This is a genomic window from Leptospira wolbachii serovar Codice str. CDC (genome assembly GCF_000332515.2).
Lineage (GTDB): Bacteria > Spirochaetota > Leptospiria > Leptospirales > Leptospiraceae > Leptospira_A > Leptospira_A wolbachii.
In genome coordinates this window covers 820,596-839,391 of the sequence record NZ_AOGZ02000014.1, presented here as the reverse complement: position 1 = coordinate 839,391, position 18,796 = coordinate 820,596, and the positions used below count along the sequence as shown (strand labels likewise).

Here is an 18,796-nt window from a genome sequence, read left to right as displayed (position 1 = left end):
CGATTTATCTTCCTATCTCTAATTCATTCGTCTTTTTTTCGGATTCGGCGTAAAGATTGAGATACCCAAGTAAAAAGTAAAACACAATCAAAACTTCATCATCTTGAAAATAACATTGTAAAAGACCGGAAAAGAAAAACCCGACAAGTCCATAAGTCATAAATCGGATTTTTTTAGGTATGTTTCCATTTAAGAGAGTGTAAAGAATAGTCCCAAATAACAGAAGATAAAGTATTCCTTGCGGGCCACCAAATACGGCTATTAAATGGAAGTAGTCGTTGTGTGCATGACCTCTTTGTGTCACTTCATAAAAGAAACCAAGCTCTTTGTTTTCTTTTTCCCTTTCTTTTCTTGAGATCTCAATCTCTTTTTGGTAATTTCCTGATCCAATCCCGAAGATAGGATTTTTTTCGATAAGAGGGAAGGTGGAATCCCAAATAAACGTCCTTCCCGAGTCAGTATGTTTTTCTCCACCAAACAATGGGTCGACGACTCGTTTGACTGCTGATGTTGTTTTGTAACCTGCAAATACCAAGATTAGAAAAATAAGGCTAAAGATCCCGATACGTTTTAACATTTTTTTTGAAATGTCTTTATCAATAAACACAAGAATATAAATGCCAAAAATTGTGCTTACCAAAGCACCAAGTAGGGAAGACCTGGCGTTGTTAAATAAAAATACAATTGATACTAATAAAAGTAATATGGCATTGATTGAAATTTTAGAGAAAGATTCTTTTTTATACCAAGAAGCATACAATCGAAAGACAAATCCAGGAAAGATAAATGCGAGTAACCCACCAAAAGTAAGGTGGGTATTCATAAGCCCTATGGGTAGATAAATATTGATATTGGTGATTTTGCCGTAATGGTGTTGGTAAGGCCAAGAAGCTGAGGTTTTATACAAATCCGAGATCAATCTTGAAAGTCTAGTCATAGAAAAAATGGAGATAAAACCTGTAATGACGATCACAAGAGCAAAAATGAAAAAAGTTTTATAGAGATATTTTTTATCTTCCGGTTTGATTCCTTGAACTGCGATAAATGCTGTGACAAGAAAGATGTCTTTCATTTCGTCACGAAACGCGTGTTTGATGGAATCTATGGCAAAACCAGAGGCCGAGAAATGATACAATACGGTTACAATTTGCCAAATATAAAATAAGAAGAGGATTTTTACCAAATGGCTTGTAAGTTTTGGTTTTTCAGGAAGAAGGAGGAAAAAAACAAAAGAAAGGAGTAGAAAAAGTTGGCTAAGAGAAACAGAAAGGGCACAGGAAATGATGGACAAGGCAAGAAAGAAGCGATAGATTCGGTAAAACATAACTTTGGATGAGACTAATGCTTTTCTCCAATTTGTAAAGAGGTAACAGTTGCGAGTCTTATATTTTTCCGATACTTTTTTGCCAAAAACCGACGGAGTCGCTGTTTCGATTAAGAATTTTTCTGAACTTTTGGCTTTGCGTGGGCATCAGTTTTGTATTTGTGCTCCGAAATACGGTGATGGGGACTTTGATCGGATGACGGACAACATTCAAGTCGTTCGATTTCGTTCTGGATACCTGCCGAGTTACCCCGATATCAAAGTAGTTTTGCCCTCTCCAGGAAAAATCAAACGGATCATTGAGGACTTCAAACCCGACCTCATCCACATCCATACCCCGGGACTTCTCGGACTGTATGCGGTGAATGCTGCTGAAAGATTCGGTGTTCCAACGATTGGAACCTACCATACCCTTATGGCAGAACAGGAAATGTATGTTTCCTTTTATCGATTGTTCAAACTTGACAAACTTTTTTTCAAAGCTAATAAATTTAAGAAAAAACTAAATATCGATGAGTTAGATAAAATTGTAAAATTTGATAACTTCAATATACGCAAAAAAATCATCTTAAAAATTTGTAATGATATCTATAATCGTTGTGATGTGGTCATCTCTCCGAGCCATCTTATCAAAGAACAACTCATTGAATATGGAATCACTCGTCCCATCACAGTAGTTTCCAATGGAATGGATTTAAAAAGATTCCAAGGGACTCCTAGAACCTATACTGGTGGTGATGCTCCCAAGTTTTTACATGTGGGTCGAATCTCTTATGAAAAAAATTGTGATGTGGTCCTGAATGCTTTTAAAACCATCCATGAACATTATCCCAAGGCAACACTTGCCATCATTGGAGAAGGTCCTGCCATTCCGTCCTTACAAAGACAAGCGGAACATCTGGGCATTCAGGCAGCGGTTAGTTTTAAAGGATTTATCCCCAATGCCGTGTTACACGAAGAGTATCCAAAGTATGATGTATTTTTGACTGCCTCCACAATGGAGACACAAGGTCTTGTTGTTTTGGAAGCGATCGCTTGTGGGCTTCCTGCTGTCGGAGTGGATTCGTTTGCATTGCCGGAGCTCATTCGCCACGGCGAAAACGGATACATTGCGAAACCATTTGATTCTAAAGGAATCGCCCAAGGTGCCTTGGAACTTGTTCGAAATCCAGAAGAGTATGCAAAGTTTTCTAAAAATTCCATTCAAATTGCTTCAGGGCACGAAATGGAAAAATGTGTGGATGCGATGGAAGAAGTGTATTCCAAAGTGATCGAGGCGATGAAAGGTAAGGTAAAAAAACAAAATATCTTTGATCTATTTTTTGATTTTATGCAATGAAAACGTAGAAATTAGAAACTAATCTTTAGCAGGAGCTGGATAAAAAATTACAGACTTAAGGATGCGACCTTCTTCCGTATCTTCGTAAACAACTTCAGCCTGTTTGCTACGAGCAGGCATATAGAGTTGGATTGCTTCTACAATTTCATAAGCACTTAAGGTATAGTCCAAAGCTTTGATCGCAAGTTCTACTCCTAAAAACCGTTCCCGAGTCACCGTTTTGGTGTCTGTTTTTTTAGCAATGATGAGCCATTTGTAAAGTCTGGCCGACCTATTCGTATCCAAAAGATTCCCAATATCGAGTTTCATTTGGGGAAGGATGGCAGGAGTTTGGTTGAAGCGAACTTCGATTCCTCTTGCATTGACTTCACTGAGTCTTAGGGAAAGTTGTTTATCAAACAAATCATCATCGATGTATTCAATGCGATCACAAGTGGAGTACACTGTGTTACACAAATTTCCATAATTTTTATGGAAGAAAAATACCTGTAACACTTTACCGGTTGTGGGATGGTATAGGACCTTCGCATTATAATTTCCCATCCTACCAAACTTTACAACAGAACGAATTCGTTTGTATAAATTATAACTTAATCCAAAAAGATCTTTAACGATCGGAACATCCGTAAGTCCAATACTTCTTGTGGCGATATAAAATGGTTCTAAACTGACATGGCCGTCTCTTTTGGCTATTTCCCGTAAGTATTCGGTGATATCGTCCATTTTTGATTCGCTGAGAGAAAGCGGAGAATCTAAATAATCGACGACTACTTTCCCTCCGTTTTTTCCCAGTTCTTCCCAAACATCAGACAAATACTTTCCGTCCTCTGAGTAAGAAATCTTTTTACAATACAATTCTTGGCATTTGATTTGTTCTTCGTAGTCGGCTTTGTTGGGAGAAGGGAGGATGATCGGTTGGAACTCCGAAGAAAATTCTTCCGCTCTTAATTGTGCTACGCTTAGAAAAAGGGAAAGTAATAAAAAAAGAAAAATACCTTGCTTTGGGATCGTATGATAACAAAGGGAATGGACATTTATCGGAAATAAAAAAGGAGTTCTCTGTTTAGATTTGAAAGTCTTCGGAGAATTCATTTTTTCAATTCGGAATAACATAAATGTCTCCTTATCCCTTTTGGATGAGTTTAGATTTCTTTGCTTAAATCACCAAAGCGTATTTACATTTTGGATCAATCGGATGCGACGAACCACATCTAGTGGGTCAATCAGTTCCATACATGCATGATCCCCTCGCCAACATTTTGTGTTTCCATAAATGGAACAAGGCCGGCAAGGTAGGTCCACTTGTAAAACTCCAGAATCTTCCTGGGCAAAGGGCCCAAATCCAGAAAGAGGGTGGGTAGTTCCATAAATTCCAATCACAGGTTTTTTGAGTAGGGCCGCAATGTGGACGTTGGAGCTATCCATTCCAATCATAACATCTAACCTGTCCATAATTCCAAGTTCCCCGCGAATTCCTAAATTCCCACCTTGAACAATGTGAGCGCGTTTTTGGCCATTCCGAAGGATTTCTAATTCTTTGGCTTCGTCTTTGCCACCAAACAGAAATACGTTGCAGTCAGGAAATTCATCGAGTAAAACTTCTACCAGTCGTTTGCATTTTTCAAAACTCCATTCTTTTAGAGCATGTCCCGCAAAAGGTGCAAATCCAAACCATTGGCCTTCTTTTTTATCAATCCCAACGGATTTGAGAAAGTCTTTAGCATACATCTTGGATTCTCCATCTACATTGAGCCAGGGGCCTTTACGAATGGGAGCATCAAAACCTGCTTTGCGAAATACATTTAAATAACGCTCTACGGTATGGGGGAGTTGGTTTAATTTTTTATTATAACGTCTTGTTTGTATTAATTTTTCGCGGCGGCCTTTGATGATTTTGGAGTAGGGCACACCTTGACTACGAAATAAAAATGCAATGAAACGGGAACGAACAGATCCATGTAAATCGATGACATGACCGAAAGGTCCCAGTTTGGCGATGTCACGATACATCCTCCAAAGACCTAAAATTCCTTTGTATTTTTTTAAATTGATTCCTAATACATTAAGGTTAGGAATATTATAGAAAAATGGTGCGAAGTTTCCTCTAGTAACAACTGTCAGCTGAATATTTGAATATTTTGCTGCAATGGCGATGAGGGCTGGTGTCATTAAAGCCACATCCCCCATTGCCGAAAATCGTAGTACTAAAAGGTTTGTCATTTTTGATTCTTATACAAAGACGGATTTAAATTTTGGTCGTTGTACATCTTCATTTGACGATAAACTTTGACTCGTTTGGTTCCCTCGGAGTAGTCGAGAAAAAGTTCATCCAAACATTTCTTCAAATCTTCTCTTTGGTCTAGGAGTACATCTAACTTAGCTTGGCATTTGGCGATATGTTCTTTGGAAGCAGAAGAGTCTTTTCTTGAAACTTGTTCTTCCATGTGGTAAATTTTGAGTTCTAAGATACTCATACGATCGAGTAACCAAGCTGGCGATTCAGAATTCAATCGTGCATTTGGTTTTGGTGTGACCGAACGAAACATATCCATTACAAAGTCGTCGAGTTTTTCCACCATATCGGTTCTGTCTTGGTTCAGTTTGTCGATCTTTCGTTTGAGGGCCACAACATCTTCCAAAGCAATGTCTGGTCTTCGGATTTCATCTTCAATATGCCACTGGATGGTATCGATGTGGTTTTTTTGGTAGAGAGTGGACTCCAAACTTCCTTCTGGATAAGGATTTGGATGAGGGGCTTCTTTTTTATGCCAATCCAGAACGGATTCCTGGAAAATAGAGACGGCTTTTATGGCTTCCAATGCTTTCATATCGTAATGCAATTCATGATTTAATATGGTTTTTGGCGTTCAATCCAAATATTTCCCAGGTTTTTCGCTTTCTTTTGCCATCTAGTTTTGTCATTTGAACTGACATGTGCCTAGTTGTGATCGCCTATAGGGTCCACCCCGATTTTCCTCTGGTCATCATTTCCAATAGAGATGAGTTTTTTGAAAGACCTACGGACCCTCTCCACCTTTGGGAATCGAATCCCAAAATCATTGCCGGCAAGGATTTGAAAGCAGGGGGGACTTGGCTTGGAGCCAGTGCTTTCTGTAAGGTAGCTTTTCTCACCAATGTGAGAAATTTTAAAAAACCTCCTCATCCAAAACCAAAATCACGGGGCAACCTTGTTTTGGATTTTTTAAAATCATCCCAAAGTTTTAGTTCTGAACAATACCGAGAAGAAGCTCTAAAAAAAGCGCCAGACTATGAAGGTTTCAATCTATTTGTTTTTGATGGGAAAGTGGCGGGCTATGTCGGCGGGGATCCATTACAGTCCCAAATTTTAGAACCAGGATTTCATGCTGTAAGTAATGCCAATTGGAATACAGTTTGGCCCAAGACAGAAAAATTGAAATTGGGCGTAAAACAGGTGTTTGATTCTTTCCCGAAAGACCAGAACTGGGCCAGCCAAGTGGCATCGGAATTTTTTCGATTGTTAAGTGATTCCGATTTAGTGAAAGAGGACTCGCTCCTTCCTGATACGGGGATTGGACTAGATAAAGAGAGGTATTTGTCTTCGATACGAATTCGTGTTCCCGGTTATGGAACTCGGGCATCAACTTTGGTTTTTTATGGAAAAAAGAATGTGGAGATCATCGAGAGGACTTTCTCCGATCCGCTTTCCAATGAATTTACGGAACGGAGAGAGGTTTTAGAGTTTAGCGAATCTTAATCTTCCAATCGGAATTGTTTCATTGGGAAAGCGGATGTGATTTCTTTTACCGCTTGTTTCACTTTGGATTCCCAAGTAGAATCACCAAAATGATCCAAATAATCGCAGATTAAATTTCCAACCGCTTCGATTTCTTTTTCTTTCAGTCCTCGTGTGGTAAGAGCAGGAGTTCCCAAGCGAATTCCCGAAGCAACCGCCGGTGGATTTCTATCAAATGGAATCGCGTTTTTATTTACGGTCACTCCGATATGATCGAGGCCATCCGCTGCATCTTTTCCCGTGAGTCCTTTGACAGACACATCCAAAAGAACGATATGGTTGTCCGTTCCGCCTGAAACCACTCGGAACCCACGTTTTTGGAATACTTCCGAAAGAACTTTTGCGTTCTTTACCACTTGTTGGATATAAGTTTTGAAATCTGGCCTAAGCGCTTCGCCGAAAGCAACTGCTTTTGCCGCAATCACATGCATGAGTGGTCCACCTTGGATTCCAGGGAATACTCTTGAGTTTAAAATCTTTTCGTGTTCTGCAGAGGAAAGGATAAGTCCTCCTCTTGGTCCGCGTAATGTTTTGTGAGTGGTAGTGGTGACAAAGTCGCAAACACCAATAGGACTTGGATGTTCACCTGCAACCACCAAACCAGAGATATGTGCAATGTCGGCCATGATTTTGGCACCAATTCCATTGGCAATTTCTCTGAATTTATTAAAATCAATGGTTCTTGGATAAGCGGAAGCACCGACAACAATGAGTTTTGGTTTGTGTTCTTTGGCAAGTTTTGCCACTTCATCGTAATTGATGGTTTCTGTTTTTTCATCCACTCCGTAAGGGATTGGTTTGAAGTATTTTCCGCTAATATTGACCGCACTACCATGAGTTAGGTGGCCACCATGCGCCAAATTCATCCCAAGAAAACTATCCCCCGGTTCGAGAGTGGCAAGAAATACCGCCATATTCGCCTGAGCCCCGCTATGTGGTTGAACGTTTGCATATTCAGCTCCAAACATTTTTTTAGCTCGTTCAATCGCAAGTACTTCGACTTTGTCTGCGTTTTCACAACCATTGTAGTAACGTTTCCCAGGATACCCTTCCGCATATTTATTAGTGAGAGTGGAATGGTAAGCTTCGAGAACTGGACGCGAAACAAAGTTTTCACTCGCAATCATTTCGAGGGAATGTTCTTGGCGTTCGTCTTCTTTTTTTAATGCAGCGTAAACTTCAGGATCTTGTTTTTCTAAATAACTCATGTGGGAATTTCTCTGTGGAGTGTATAGTCTGGATTTTGGTATTTCTTCTTACGAATAGATTCAGATTCCTGGAGGACGAGTTTCCGAAAAGTAGAAAAGTCCGGGCCAAAGAAGGAAATTTTTGAAAAATCTTCGGGGGCCTTTTCTCCTAAATAGGAAAAAACTTCGGAAACTAGATCTTTTGCCCAAATACTTTCCGAAAAAAAATCGGGAAGGGAAGTAAGAAAGTCCTTATGGGTTCTTTCTTTACGGTAGTCAGGTTCTTCTGGTGGGTGGTGGAGGACTTCGGCCACTCGTTCAATGAGAGTTTCTTCCAAAATCAATGTGCCATGTTGGACAATGCAGTTGCGTTTTCGAAACTGGGCATTCCCGGAAATCTTTTTAAAGATTCCATTTTTTTCTAAAACTAAATCCGATTTTCCCTTGGGAGTACAATGGATGTTTTGCCTTTCTAAAGATTTTGTCACAATCCCAAGTAAAATACCATAGGAATCTTTGACGGGAAAGAGTTCTTTTCTTTCGTTTAAATTCACATAGAGGGAATAGTTGATATTTCCTGTGAGGGAGTGAAATACAGTTCCTCCTCCCGACGCTCGCCGAGCAATATAACAAAAATTAGGTTTTGGTTTTTTTTGGAATCCCTTGGTGCGGGCTTCCGTTTCGTATCTTTTTACCACTTCTTCTTTGATATTGCGGAAGGGATTTTCAGAAAGGCCTAAAATAATGGAATCTGGATTTTTCCAGAGTCTCACTCCCGCAGTGAGATTTTGCGAAACCAACTGAAGAGACAATGCCTCTTCAATCGCCAAATTATAGTAAGGTGATCTGGGAGGGATTTGTGGAAAATAAAATACCTTAGAATTCACTCGTTGAAATATTTTTGCGAAGCATCATTGAGGAATTTTCGTTCGCTACGAGATAGGGATTCCATTCCATTTTTAGAAATTTTTTCCAAAAGTTCATCCACTTTTGTTTTCGCATTTTCTCTTTTGGCCATTTCCTCTTGGTACCTTAAAAACCTACGTTTTTGCAGATATCGTGACAAAGACCAAGTCGGAACGGATGCTTTTGTATTTTTCCAACCAGTATAGATTTTCATTAACAGGAAGCCGCCAATGGCTCCTCCTAAGTGAGCAAAATGGGCCACACGTTCCCCTTGCGCAAAAAGGACCATAAGCATAACGATCATGACAAAGTATTTGGCCCGCATGGGAAAAATCAGAAAAACTAAAAGTTCACGATTGGGCCAAGTCATTGCATAAGCAACGAGGAGGCCATAGATACTGGCACTGGCACCAACGACAAGTCCCTGGGAGACGCCAAAAAAATGGGCAACAATGGTACAAATCCCACCTAAAAATGCGGTAAACAGATAGAACTTTAAAAAAGCCCGTTCTCCCCAAATTTCTGCCAGTTCTGAACCAAACATCCAAAGACTCAGCATATTAAAAAGAATATGAAGAAAACTTCCGTGGAGGAAGGCATAACTTAAGAGTTGCCAGACCCAACCGTGAAAAACCAATTCCGGAGTAAGCCCGAAATACAGTTCTATGATAGGAGAATGAAAAGCCAATTTCGTTGCCATCTGCAGAAGGAAAAGAATTGCATTGATAATCATGAGAGTGCGTACAACGGGAACCATGGGAGGTCCAAATCGGAGTTCATATCCTGGGTAACGAGAGGCCATAAATTCAAGGTCGCAAATCTTGAGTGACAAGGAAAGTCGATTTCCTAGCATCGAGGAAGTGATTGTGCAACTCTACGGAGTCCGCGGCTCCATAGCGAGTCCCCTCCGAAACCAAGACTACCGCAAAAAAATTATCGATATTCTGGACCTCTATAGGCAAACGGGGGCTCGGGTTTCGGCGGATGAATTTTGGCAAGACCTTCCTTACCATCTAAAATTTGTCACAGGTTCTGACACCACTTGTGTTTCTGTCACAGACGATGAGGGAGAAGTCTATATTTTGGACATGGGAACGGGTCTCAGGAATTTAGGGGACGAACTTGTCTCCGATTATCTTTCCACTAAGCTAAAAAGGACAGTTTCATTTTTTATTACCCACACCCACTGGGACCATATCCAAGGCCTTCCTTTTTTCAAACCCATTTATTTTCCCGATTTCCTTCTTAATTTTTATTCTCCCTATTCGGATTTGGAATCCAGACTCCAAAAACAACAAGAACCAGAATACTTTCCGGTTCCTTTGGATGGAACAGGATCGGCCAAGGACTTTAAACTTTTTTTTCCGGGAGATGTTCTGGAATTTGCATCAGGAATGAAAGTGGAGTGTTACCCACTGAAACACCCAGGTGGGTCTTTTGCTTATAAGTTTACAAATCGTGCCGGAAAAATATTTATTTTTGCCACCGATGCTGAGTTTACGGGAGGGGACATGGACTTAATCCATGAATGCCATCCCTTCTTTGCCGAGGCGGATTTACTCATACTCGACACACAATACACGTTAGACGAATCTTTCTCCAAGTTTGACTGGGGGCACACAGCATACACTATGTCTGTGAATTGTGCCTCCTCGTGGAAGGTAAAGAATTTAGTTTTAACTCATCACGAACCAAGTTACTCCGATGAAAAAATTTACGAAATTTATAATGATGCCAAGCTCCACAAAGAACAGTTAGGCGAAAAAAAATTAAAAATTCATTTAGCAAGGGAAGGATTGCGATTCCACCTATAATACTATGAACAAAGAAAAAACACTTCGAATCACTATTACTACTTTCTTTAGCATTGCACTCCTCGGTGGTTTCTTTTTTGGATATATCTTATCTGAGGTAAATAAAGGAAAAGAGTTACAAAAGTTGGCATCCTACCAACCCACAACACCTACTAAACTTTATGATTCCAATGGAGTTTTGTTCGCAGAACTCTATCGCCACAAACAAGAATTATTAAAATACAGTGACATTCCTCCCCATGTCATTCATGCATTTCTTTCTGTTGAGGATGATAACTTTTTCAATCACTTCGGGATCGATTTTTTAGCGATAGTTCGTGCGGCGATTAAAAACGTATTTGCTGGACGAATTGTCCAAGGCGGGTCTACTCTCACCCAGCAGTTAGCAAAAACCATTTTACAACAAAGGAAAAAAACCTTTGGTCGTAAGTTTTTAGAGGCTCTCCTCACCTTACAAATTGAACAAGAGTACACCAAAGAAGAAATTTTAGAAATTTATTTTAACTTAATTTATTTGGGTCATGGAACTACAGGCCTTTCTTCTGCTGCGAATGTTTATTTTCAGAAAGATGTAAGAGATTTAAGTATCGCAGAAGCGGCCATGCTTGCACGTCTACCGAAAGCTCCGGTTACCTATTCCCCATTTAAAAACCCAAAAGAAGCAAAACAAGCGCAGTTGGTTGTTTTGGGCCTTATGGCAAAAAATGGATTCATTCCCAAAGACCAAGTGCAAAAAATCCACGATGATTTTTGGGATAGATATTGGCCTGTTGTCATCACTCAATCTCCTTCTCGATCTACTTGGGGGGCCAAACTCAACAGAGCTCCTTACTTTACAGAATGGGTACGTCAAATTTTAGAGAAGGAACTTGGGGAAGAGGCATTGTATACTGGTGGTTTACGAGTGTATACAACGATCGACGTTAGAAAACAAGAGATCGCGGAAGAAGAACTCAGGAAAGGCCTCATCGAACAAGATAAATATGCATTCGGAGCAAACTTTCGTTATGTGGGTCGTGCGGACAGAGGTCTTGTTTCTTTATACAATTTATTCGGTTCTATTTTTCCAGTGGGAGTGCCTTATGTAACTAGTCTGGATGATAGACAAGTATTTCGCCTTCATTTAGAAAAAGAAATGGCTCCTGCCTTGGAACTTTTGACTGACTTTATCCCTTCGGAGAACGAAAGTTCTGCAGTGAAAGAATTCCAAAGGTCTTCTCTTGTATTTTCTTCCAACTTACACGTAGAAGGTGCTATTGTCACGATTGACCACCAAACAGGATATATCCAAACGATGGTAGGTGGTTCTAGGTTCTCTCCCAAAAACCAGTTTAACCGAGCTATGCAGGCGAGACGCCAGACCGGATCTGCTTTCAAACCCTTTGTTTATGCGGCAGCCATCCAGAATAGAGCCGTTGGTTCCGGAACAGGAATTATGGATGCCCCTCTCACAACAATTACGGAAGAAGGAGAAGGGTATTCGCCGCAAGACATCTCTGGAGATTTTAGAGGAATGGTTCCTCTCTCTCGTGCACTTTCTTTATCCTTAAATATTGTTTCTGTTCAAGTGCTTATGAGAACAGGAACCGATTCGGTGATTGATTTTGCTTCTAAAGTAACAAAAACAAATAAATCCAGGTTCCCCACTGGCCCCGCTTTGGCCCTGGGTGTGGCAGAACTGACCCCTTATGAAATGGCACTTGGTTACTCGATTCTTGCTAACAAAGGTAAAGATGTAATTCCTTTTAGTGTTCGTTATGTTCTCAACCAAAGTGGAACTGTGGTTTACAATAAAGAAAAGGAAGTCCAGGAGACTCTTGCCGAAGAGGCAAAAAATGGATCTATCCAAATTATTCCCGAGGCTACTGCTTATATCATTAAACAAATGTTAATTGGTGTGGCAATGGGAGGAACTCCCACACAAGCCCTTCGTGCAGCCGACAAAGGAAATTATAAGGGAGAGTCTGGTGGAAAAACTGGATCCACTTCTTCTTATACCAATGTTTGGTATGCAGGTTTCGACCCAAAATACACATCCATCGTTTGGATGGGATTTGATAAATCCTCGCTTTCTCTTGGAAAAGGGGTCACTGCGGCAGGAGTGGCAGCACCGATTTGGGGAAAAATCTACTCTCGCTGGTACAACGAAGGCCCATACCCGGTATTTTATCCCAATGGACGTGCAGAAGAGATCCCAGCAGATGTCGTTAAGGGAGCCACTTGTGCTTTTAATGGTCTGTCTCCAGGACCTAACTGTCCTTTGACGGGGAACTTATTTTTAAAACCGATTACCATTGCAGGTCGAACTTTGGCCGTTCCCGGTGGTAGACAGTGTGATGGGGATCGTGACCACTACCGGTCCATGGACCTAACCGACTTTCTCCAAAGAGAATTAGAGATCTCCGATGAAGAATTGAAATAAGGTTCTCCCTTTTTTCGACCTCTCCCCAAGGGAAGGATGCCGCAGACGTAAAGCGAGGCGGCTTTCTTTTCCACCCGCAGTCAGATTCAGTCACCAATCTCCCGGCTTTCCCTTCGGAGTCCCTTCGCTTAAGGCTTTCCGACAGCTTCGTAATTCCCTTCTTTCTTCCTCATTCATCGGTTAGGAAATTTATTTCAAATTCACCATTGTGCGTACTATTTAAGCATTTTGGTCCTAAGTTCCCTCTGCTGACTCTCCCAATTGCGATTCTTCCGTGTTTTGTGGCACTTTGGCCCTGGCACGATAGTTGCATTATTGTAAGAGAACAATTGGTTCGGAGGGAATATGAAAAAAGCAATTCTACCCATTCTAGTTTTGGCACTAACTGCTTCGATTTCAGCTGGAGAGTCTTCTTTTATGAATGAAGACCTAGATTCCCTAATTAACCAATACGACAAAGAAACTCTGACAGCAATCTCCAACGAACTGGTAAAACTTGCCAGTGAAGAAGAGGGGATGGGAGAGTTTGATTTGGCTTCCGGACATTATTCACGAGCCATTAAAATTAGAGAAGCGATTGGAATGAGCGAACACAAAAGTTTTGCTTCCATCCAATACTTAGCAAGCCTTGCCCATTCCAAAGCAGGGAACTTTTGCGAAGCATCCACTTTTGCTAAAAAAGCAAGTGAAGGTTTCCGCCAACATGGAATTACTAAATTCGAACAAAAAGCAAATGTAGAACATAAAGAATATGCACGTGTTTGTGCAGTAGTGGCTTTTAGATAAACAATATGTAATGATTCTTTCTAGAGATGGTTACCCTTTTTTGATTCATCTTCGAATCAATCCAACTTCACGTGGTTGTACACGTGGGGTTGGAATTCTTTTTTTCCATATTTCAATTTAGCTTTTTCAAACAAATTCGACTTGGTGTAGGGAAGGTCTGATTCCCAAGCAATGCCAAAGTTAGCTTCCGTGTATCCCGATTCATATTGTAAGGGATAAAGTGATTTCCCATCATAATAATATAACAATCGATGATTTATCGAACGGTTGTTTGGCGAAATTGACGAAGAACAGGGAAACAACTTTGACCAATCTCCGCCATCTGGAATGGTTTTTGTTTTCTCGGAGGAAACACAGTCTGATTCAGTGAGTTTGTTTGTCTGTAACAGAACCCAATCCCCAGACTTTTCAAAGTTTCCCAATCCTACTTTATGGCGGAATTCAGAATGGTCTTTATATACTTTCCACTCGCTCCAAACTTTTGTGAATTGGGAGTTGGGTAGTAAATGAATTTCTTCCTTCCAATACAGCAGGAATTGTCTGGATCCAAATGCCGATTTTTTTTCAGCCGGTCGTGAATAGAATCCAAGGGTGATTTTATTATCCCTTGGATACTCAGAAGGAAGGGAGCGAATCCATTCCATTTTGGGAGCGCACTGCAAATTAAAAAGTAAGATGCAAACGGAAAGAATGGGAATCATCCTTTCCGATCTTTTGTGATAGTCCCTACTTTTGAGAAGGGAAGATTTAAAACTGGAAGTAGATAAAATCTTGTCCACCATCTCCAAAGATTCCTAGTAGCAGCAAGATGACTACGGATAGAAACGGAAGGAGGATATTTTGGTATGGTTTTAGTTTTTCATACACAAAGTTGGAGTGTTGGAACCAGTTAAACATAAAACCCAAAGCAATAAAGGTCGGTAACTCATCCACTCGACTTAATGTTTCCCCAGTATTGCGGAAAGTCAAAACACCTTTAAAGATTTCGAAGGCTACATTCATCGATTCCTCACCTCTTGCGGCGGCGCGAAAAAATACACCGGAGAAAGAAAAGGTGATGAAGATGACTATCGTACGGAAAATTCCAATAAAGGGAATGGAGTCTGAAAGAAGTTTCTTTTTCCCCCGACCCAAATACAATGATCTTTCAATCCATATCAAAGCACCCAAATAGGCCCCCCATAACACGAAAGCCCAATTGGCACCATGCCAAAGTCCTCCAAGACACATTGTGATAAAAGAGTTTAAATTCGAACGAAAGATAGATCCTTTACTTCCCCCCAGCGGGATATAGATATAATCGCGTAACCAGGAAGAAAGTGTGATATGCCATCTAGACCAAAGTTCCCGGAACGATTGGGAAAAAAATGGTCCTTGGAAGTTTTCAGGAATCTCATACCCAAGTAGGTTTGCCGAACCGCGGGCCATATCCGTGTATCCAGAAAAGTCACAATACACTTGTACGGCGAATGCAAGAACACTAAAAAATATCGAAAAACTATCGAATTTGGACGGATCCATATAGATAGGAGAAATGATTGGTGCAATGTTTTCTGCGATGATTACTTTTTTAAAAAGACCACCAATAATGAGGAATAGGCCTTTTTTCATTCGGTCCGAATCAATTGTTGGATGGTCTAGTTGCGGAAGGAAATCCTGAGAACGCATGATGGGACCTGCAATCAATTGCGGAAAAAAAAGTATGAATAAAAAATAATCCACTGCGGACATTCTTTTTTCAATGATTCCTCTATGGATGTCCACCTGTACCGCAATGATTTGAAAGGTATAAAAACTAATGGCAAGAGGTAAAAATATACTCCAAGAACCTGCGATTTCTTTAAAGGAAGGATAACCAGTCAAAGAAAATAGGGAACCTGTAATGAAGTAGAAGTATTTAAAAAAACCTAAATTGATTAGGTTTAATGCAACAATACTAAACAGTAAATGGCCGTATTTTTCTCCTTTGTCTTTTTTACGAAAGATCCATTCGCTAAACCCATAGTTAACTAAAATAACAAGTAGGAAGTGGAACAAAAAAGGAAAACTGAAATATGCATAGAAAATTAGGGAAGAAATAACCAATAAAGGTTTTCTTCCTTTTTGTGGAATATTCCAATAAATTAAATACGTGAAAGCAAAAAGCAGTAAATAGGGAATAGAATTAAATAACATTGATTAGTTGGCCTTAAAAATTATAGATCCCAAAGATAAAGAAATTTAGCATTGGTTCCTGTTCCTAAAATTTTATCAGCAATTCCTAAAGAAAAAGGATTTTTGTTACCATCAGTTGCTTGGTAAATGTTGTCCACACGACCTTTTCCTCTTTGGTAAGTGATGACACGAGGATTTCCTGTGCGATTCCCTTGGAATTTTGGATGTTGCATCATTTGGTAAACAAAGTCATCAAAGTAGCCGATGAAATCAATCATTCCTTCTTTTTTGGCTTGTTCTGCAGTAAAGATTCTTCCATCACAAATTTCTCTGAGGCGAGTCTCTCCTACGTTTGGTCTTCCTTTTTTGACGATCTCAAAAAAACGACCATACAAACTATCAATGATAGATTGAAGTATTTTTCTTTGTTCCCCAGTCATCTCGGTAGTAGGTGAACCAAGCGCTTTGTTTGGGCCAGAGGTAAAGGATTGATCCTTCACACCAATTTTATCCAAACCTTCTTTTACATTGATCCCAGACATGATGACACCTACGGATCCTGTAACAGTTGTTGGGTGAGCACCGATAGCGTCTGTTGCCATTGCGATGTAGTAGGCTCCACTCGCTGCGGTATCCATAAATCCTGCAAACACAGGAATGGACTTTCTGTTCTTAAATTTGAGAACTTCTTGGTAGATAATGTCACTTGCTGTGACCGTGCCACCAGGTGAGTTGATTTTTAAAATCACACCCTTTACATCTGGATCTCGTTCTGCATATTTCAGAGACTCTTTGATCCGAGCGACCATGGATTCCGTGGAAGTACCAAAAAAGGTTTCTTTGGAATCATCCGAAATCATACCTTCGATGGAGATGATAACGATTTTTTCTTGATCCCTTCCGGCAATGAGTTTCTCTTCGAAATCAGCCTTGCCACTTTGTGGTAACAAGTTCAGACTGTTCCCAATGACACAAGATTCGGCAAAAAGAACCGAAAGAAGAACGATACAAACGAAAAGAAAAGGCTTTCTTAAAGGCATACAAACCTTTCTAAGATGGCAAACTATGACTTCAATCATTTTTGGGAGATAAATCTTGTACCAACTGAAAACAAAACAGTCTTGTTTTGAAACCCACCCTACAGGCGGTGGCCAATGGCTTGGTTTGCATCTCCTTTCGCCAGTGGACGGAAAATCCGTGTCCGTTGTTTCTGGACATAAGGCCCCTGATCCTTTTTTCGCATCCGGGTCTTTTCTTATGTTTCCTTGGGTGAATCGTTTAGAACCCAATCCTTGGGCCAGAGAACCTTTTTATCCCAGCACGCATTGGTTGACCGATGGGAATGGAATTCCCTTACATGGCCTCTACCACAACCTTCCCAGGCATTTGGTAAAAGAAGAGTTGAGTGACAAAGAATCTTATGCTGAGTTCGAAATGGAAATCCCTTCTATTTGGAAAGGTACTTTGTTATCCCAAATCCAAGTGAAAGAATGTTACCGACTTTTCCCCTCAGAGTTAAAGATCATTTATCGATTGGCCAATGAATCGGATACAGAATTTCCTTTTGCACTCGGAATCCATCCCTACTTTCGTTGGAATGAAGATGAATCCATCGATGATCTTTTTTTATTTGGTTCCGGGTTTCATAAAGTAAAGTTAGGGGATTATCTCCTACCAGAGAAAATTCAAACAGAAGATGTTGTACTTAATTCTGAAGAGACGTTGATGGGTAAGAATTTAGATGACCTTTACTCGGCCATCCATGGACAAAATTCTTATATTGGGCTTTTCTCTATGAATAAAAAAGAAAAACTAATCATCCAAGGTGGTGAGTTTTATCAAGTCTATACTCCACAAGATCGAAGATCTATAGCGATTGAACCTATGACGGGAACTGGGAATTTTTTACACTTCCCTGGTGGTAATCCTAAAACCATAGCGGCAAAGACAGAAAAACGGATAGAATTCTCCATTCGTTTGGATCGTTTTTAAAAATTTGTAATCTCTTTAACGAACAAACTGTCTAAGTCAGGAGAGGTTAGTTCAACAATGTCAGATGCACTAGTGAATACATGCAAACAAATCAGTAAAAATTTATTGGAGATCAAGTACTTCGCTGAAAAGAAAAACACTAGCCGAACCTCTGTTTACCGAGCATTACAAGATAAAAAAATCAATGAGGTTGTCATTGGTAAAAACTCTCGTTTTATCATCTTGGATGATTTGGCGAAGAAGTGGAAACCTGGTAGACAGTCCTAAATTCTAATTCCTTTCCCAAAAGATTTTTTTCTTTCCATAGGAGTGGACTAGGTGCGTTCGTGAAGTTCCAGATTTCTTCTGGAACTAGGTCCCGTATGGAATCCGGTAGTGTGGATGAAAATCCCCAGTATGGTAACAGGTATTCGTCGCCCTTTTTTTCGAGTAAATATCCGATAAAACTATAAAAAACCCCGCCTAAACTTTCATCTTTATGTTTGTCTCGTGTTTTGATGTACACTTCCGCAAACTTTGGATAGGGCATTTTGAATTCTTTTTTAGTCAATCGGTAGTGGATGGTTTTTAGATACCCAGTGCGAAAGTAGAATTTCTTTTCCCCATCAAAAGAAAGGGGATGAGCATTCGAAAAGAAATCCGTTTCTAAATTTAGGTCCATACGTAGTTTCGTGAATCCTAAATGTGACCATGTAAGGGAAAGGGGAGTGTTCCAAAAACGGCTCCAACGTTCCGAAAAGGAATTTGGTTTGTATTCCCTATCTTTTGAAAGAAGTTGGTTCCGTAATATTCCTGTTAGTTGGCCTCGTTTTTTTTGGGAATACCATTTTGGCAAAATCCAATCACTTAAACTTTGCCAAAACCGAAGTGATAGTATTAAATCTAGGTCCAATCTGGATTTACCTAAAGGCAAAGTTCGTGTTTCCCAGTCCAAAACCACAGCGGGTCGAAAGAAAGGAAACCCCAGATCCTCCCAATCCAAACAGATTTGTTTTAAATCGGTCTCTGTCATAGGGAGATGTTCTAAAGAAATAGAGACGTTGAGTGTTTTTGGGAATTTCCGCATTTTTTATACCATTCGGTCGATCTATGATAAC

18 protein-coding genes are annotated in these 18,796 nt (G+C 40.1%); 7 read left to right on the top strand and 11 right to left on the bottom strand.

The genetic code is table 11. The annotated features are described in order from the left end of the window. Positions 1 to 4 precede the first annotated feature (4 nt). Complete coding sequence (locus LEP1GSC195_RS09410; RefSeq protein WP_015681258.1) at positions 5 to 1,324, bottom strand: O-antigen ligase family protein; 1,320 nt, start codon at positions 1,322 to 1,324, stop codon at positions 5 to 7. A 49-nt stretch (positions 1,325 to 1,373) separates the two neighbouring features. Here LEP1GSC195_RS09410 and LEP1GSC195_RS09405 point away from each other — a divergent pair, with 49 nt between their 5' ends. Next, a complete protein-coding gene (locus LEP1GSC195_RS09405) occupies positions 1,374 to 2,663 on the top strand; it encodes a glycosyltransferase (RefSeq protein ID WP_015682428.1) in 1,290 nt (429 codons plus the stop codon). Positions 2,664 to 2,681: 18 nt separating this feature from the next. Here LEP1GSC195_RS09405 and LEP1GSC195_RS09400 read toward each other — a convergent pair whose 3' ends face one another. The 3 genes from LEP1GSC195_RS09400 to LEP1GSC195_RS09390 are packed head-to-tail and all read right to left on the bottom strand — an operon-like array spanning position 2,682 to position 5,491. Further along, positions 2,682 to 3,776: a hypothetical protein gene (locus tag LEP1GSC195_RS09400; protein WP_015681662.1), complete on the bottom strand. Its 1,095-nt coding sequence runs from the start codon at positions 3,774 to 3,776 to the stop codon at positions 2,682 to 2,684. A gap of 48 nt (positions 3,777 to 3,824) precedes the next feature. Then, positions 3,825 to 4,883 carry a glycosyltransferase family 9 protein gene (locus tag LEP1GSC195_RS09395; protein WP_084597404.1) on the bottom strand — a complete coding sequence of 353 codons (1,059 nt, stop codon included), beginning with the start codon at positions 4,881 to 4,883 and terminating at the stop codon, positions 3,825 to 3,827. Further along, entirely contained in the window at positions 4,880 to 5,491 is a 612-nt protein-coding gene (locus tag LEP1GSC195_RS09390; protein WP_015680508.1) for a DUF4254 domain-containing protein, read from the bottom strand. The genes LEP1GSC195_RS09395 and LEP1GSC195_RS09390 overlap by 4 nt, the downstream gene beginning before the upstream one ends. A gap of 104 nt (positions 5,492 to 5,595) precedes the next feature. On the opposite strand from LEP1GSC195_RS09390, the gene LEP1GSC195_RS09385 reads away from it, so the two are divergent. Then, on the top strand, positions 5,596 to 6,399 hold the full coding sequence (locus LEP1GSC195_RS09385) for an NRDE family protein (protein ID WP_015681411.1): 804 nt from the start codon (positions 5,596 to 5,598) through the stop codon (positions 6,397 to 6,399). Here LEP1GSC195_RS09385 and LEP1GSC195_RS09380 read toward each other — a convergent pair. From LEP1GSC195_RS09380 to LEP1GSC195_RS09370, 3 genes are read right to left on the bottom strand one after another with little or no spacing between them, the layout of a single operon-like run. After that, positions 6,396 to 7,646 carry a serine hydroxymethyltransferase gene (locus LEP1GSC195_RS09380; RefSeq protein WP_015682371.1) on the bottom strand — a complete coding sequence of 417 codons (1,251 nt, stop codon included), beginning with the start codon at positions 7,644 to 7,646 and terminating at the stop codon, positions 6,396 to 6,398. The two genes, LEP1GSC195_RS09385 and LEP1GSC195_RS09380, sit on opposite strands and share 4 nt — an antisense overlap. After that, entirely contained in the window at positions 7,643 to 8,512 is an 870-nt protein-coding gene (locus LEP1GSC195_RS09375; RefSeq protein ID WP_040506619.1) for a lipoate--protein ligase family protein, read from the bottom strand. Before LEP1GSC195_RS09375 ends, LEP1GSC195_RS09380 begins: the two co-directional genes overlap by 4 nt. Next, positions 8,509 to 9,333, bottom strand: coding sequence for a rhomboid family intramembrane serine protease (locus LEP1GSC195_RS09370; protein WP_015681860.1), 825 nt, complete (start codon positions 9,331 to 9,333; stop codon positions 8,509 to 8,511). Before LEP1GSC195_RS09370 ends, LEP1GSC195_RS09375 begins: the two co-directional genes overlap by 4 nt. 58 nt (positions 9,334 to 9,391) lie before the next feature. Between LEP1GSC195_RS09370 and LEP1GSC195_RS09365 the strand changes: the two genes are divergently transcribed. The 3 genes from LEP1GSC195_RS09365 (at position 9,392) to LEP1GSC195_RS09355 (ending at position 13,553) form a co-directional block, all read left to right on the top strand. Continuing rightward, complete coding sequence (locus LEP1GSC195_RS09365; protein WP_040506618.1) at positions 9,392 to 10,345, top strand: MBL fold metallo-hydrolase; 954 nt, start codon at positions 9,392 to 9,394, stop codon at positions 10,343 to 10,345. A gap of 4 nt (positions 10,346 to 10,349) precedes the next feature. Then, positions 10,350 to 12,767, top strand: a complete 2,418-nt coding sequence (locus tag LEP1GSC195_RS09360) for a penicillin-binding protein 1A (RefSeq protein WP_015681176.1) — start codon at positions 10,350 to 10,352, stop codon at positions 12,765 to 12,767. A gap of 345 nt (positions 12,768 to 13,112) precedes the next feature. Further along, positions 13,113 to 13,553 carry a tetratricopeptide repeat protein gene (locus LEP1GSC195_RS09355; protein WP_015681766.1) on the top strand — a complete coding sequence of 147 codons (441 nt, stop codon included), beginning with the start codon at positions 13,113 to 13,115 and terminating at the stop codon, positions 13,551 to 13,553. 56 nt (positions 13,554 to 13,609) lie between these two features. Here the strand turns inward: LEP1GSC195_RS09355 and LEP1GSC195_RS09350 are convergent, their stop codons facing one another. The 3 genes from LEP1GSC195_RS09350 to sppA are packed head-to-tail and all read right to left on the bottom strand — an operon-like array spanning position 13,610 to position 16,747. Further along, positions 13,610 to 14,335, bottom strand: coding sequence for a hypothetical protein (locus tag LEP1GSC195_RS09350; protein ID WP_015682255.1), 726 nt, complete (start codon positions 14,333 to 14,335; stop codon positions 13,610 to 13,612). After that, positions 14,301 to 15,728 (bottom strand): MBOAT family O-acyltransferase, encoded by a 1,428-nt coding sequence (locus tag LEP1GSC195_RS09345; protein ID WP_015682717.1) that lies wholly within the window; start codon positions 15,726 to 15,728, stop codon positions 14,301 to 14,303. The genes LEP1GSC195_RS09350 and LEP1GSC195_RS09345 overlap by 35 nt, the downstream gene beginning before the upstream one ends. A gap of 20 nt (positions 15,729 to 15,748) precedes the next feature. Continuing rightward, complete coding sequence (gene sppA / locus LEP1GSC195_RS09340; protein WP_015682201.1) at positions 15,749 to 16,747, bottom strand: signal peptide peptidase SppA; 999 nt, start codon at positions 16,745 to 16,747, stop codon at positions 15,749 to 15,751. Between the two features lie 55 nt (positions 16,748 to 16,802). Between sppA and LEP1GSC195_RS09335 the strand changes: the two genes are divergently transcribed. Both LEP1GSC195_RS09335 and LEP1GSC195_RS19530 read left to right on the top strand, forming a co-directional pair. Then, positions 16,803 to 17,699 (top strand): aldose 1-epimerase, encoded by an 897-nt coding sequence (locus LEP1GSC195_RS09335; protein ID WP_015682557.1) that lies wholly within the window; start codon positions 16,803 to 16,805, stop codon positions 17,697 to 17,699. Between the two features lie 57 nt (positions 17,700 to 17,756). Beyond that, positions 17,757 to 17,966 carry a hypothetical protein gene (locus LEP1GSC195_RS19530; protein WP_002973090.1) on the top strand — a complete coding sequence of 70 codons (210 nt, stop codon included), beginning with the start codon at positions 17,757 to 17,759 and terminating at the stop codon, positions 17,964 to 17,966. Here LEP1GSC195_RS19530 and LEP1GSC195_RS09330 read toward each other — a convergent pair. Further along, on the bottom strand, positions 17,917 to 18,765 hold the full coding sequence (locus tag LEP1GSC195_RS09330; protein ID WP_015680679.1) for a hypothetical protein: 849 nt from the start codon (positions 18,763 to 18,765) through the stop codon (positions 17,917 to 17,919). The two genes, LEP1GSC195_RS19530 and LEP1GSC195_RS09330, sit on opposite strands and share 50 nt — an antisense overlap. Positions 18,766 to 18,796: the final 31 nt, after the last annotated feature.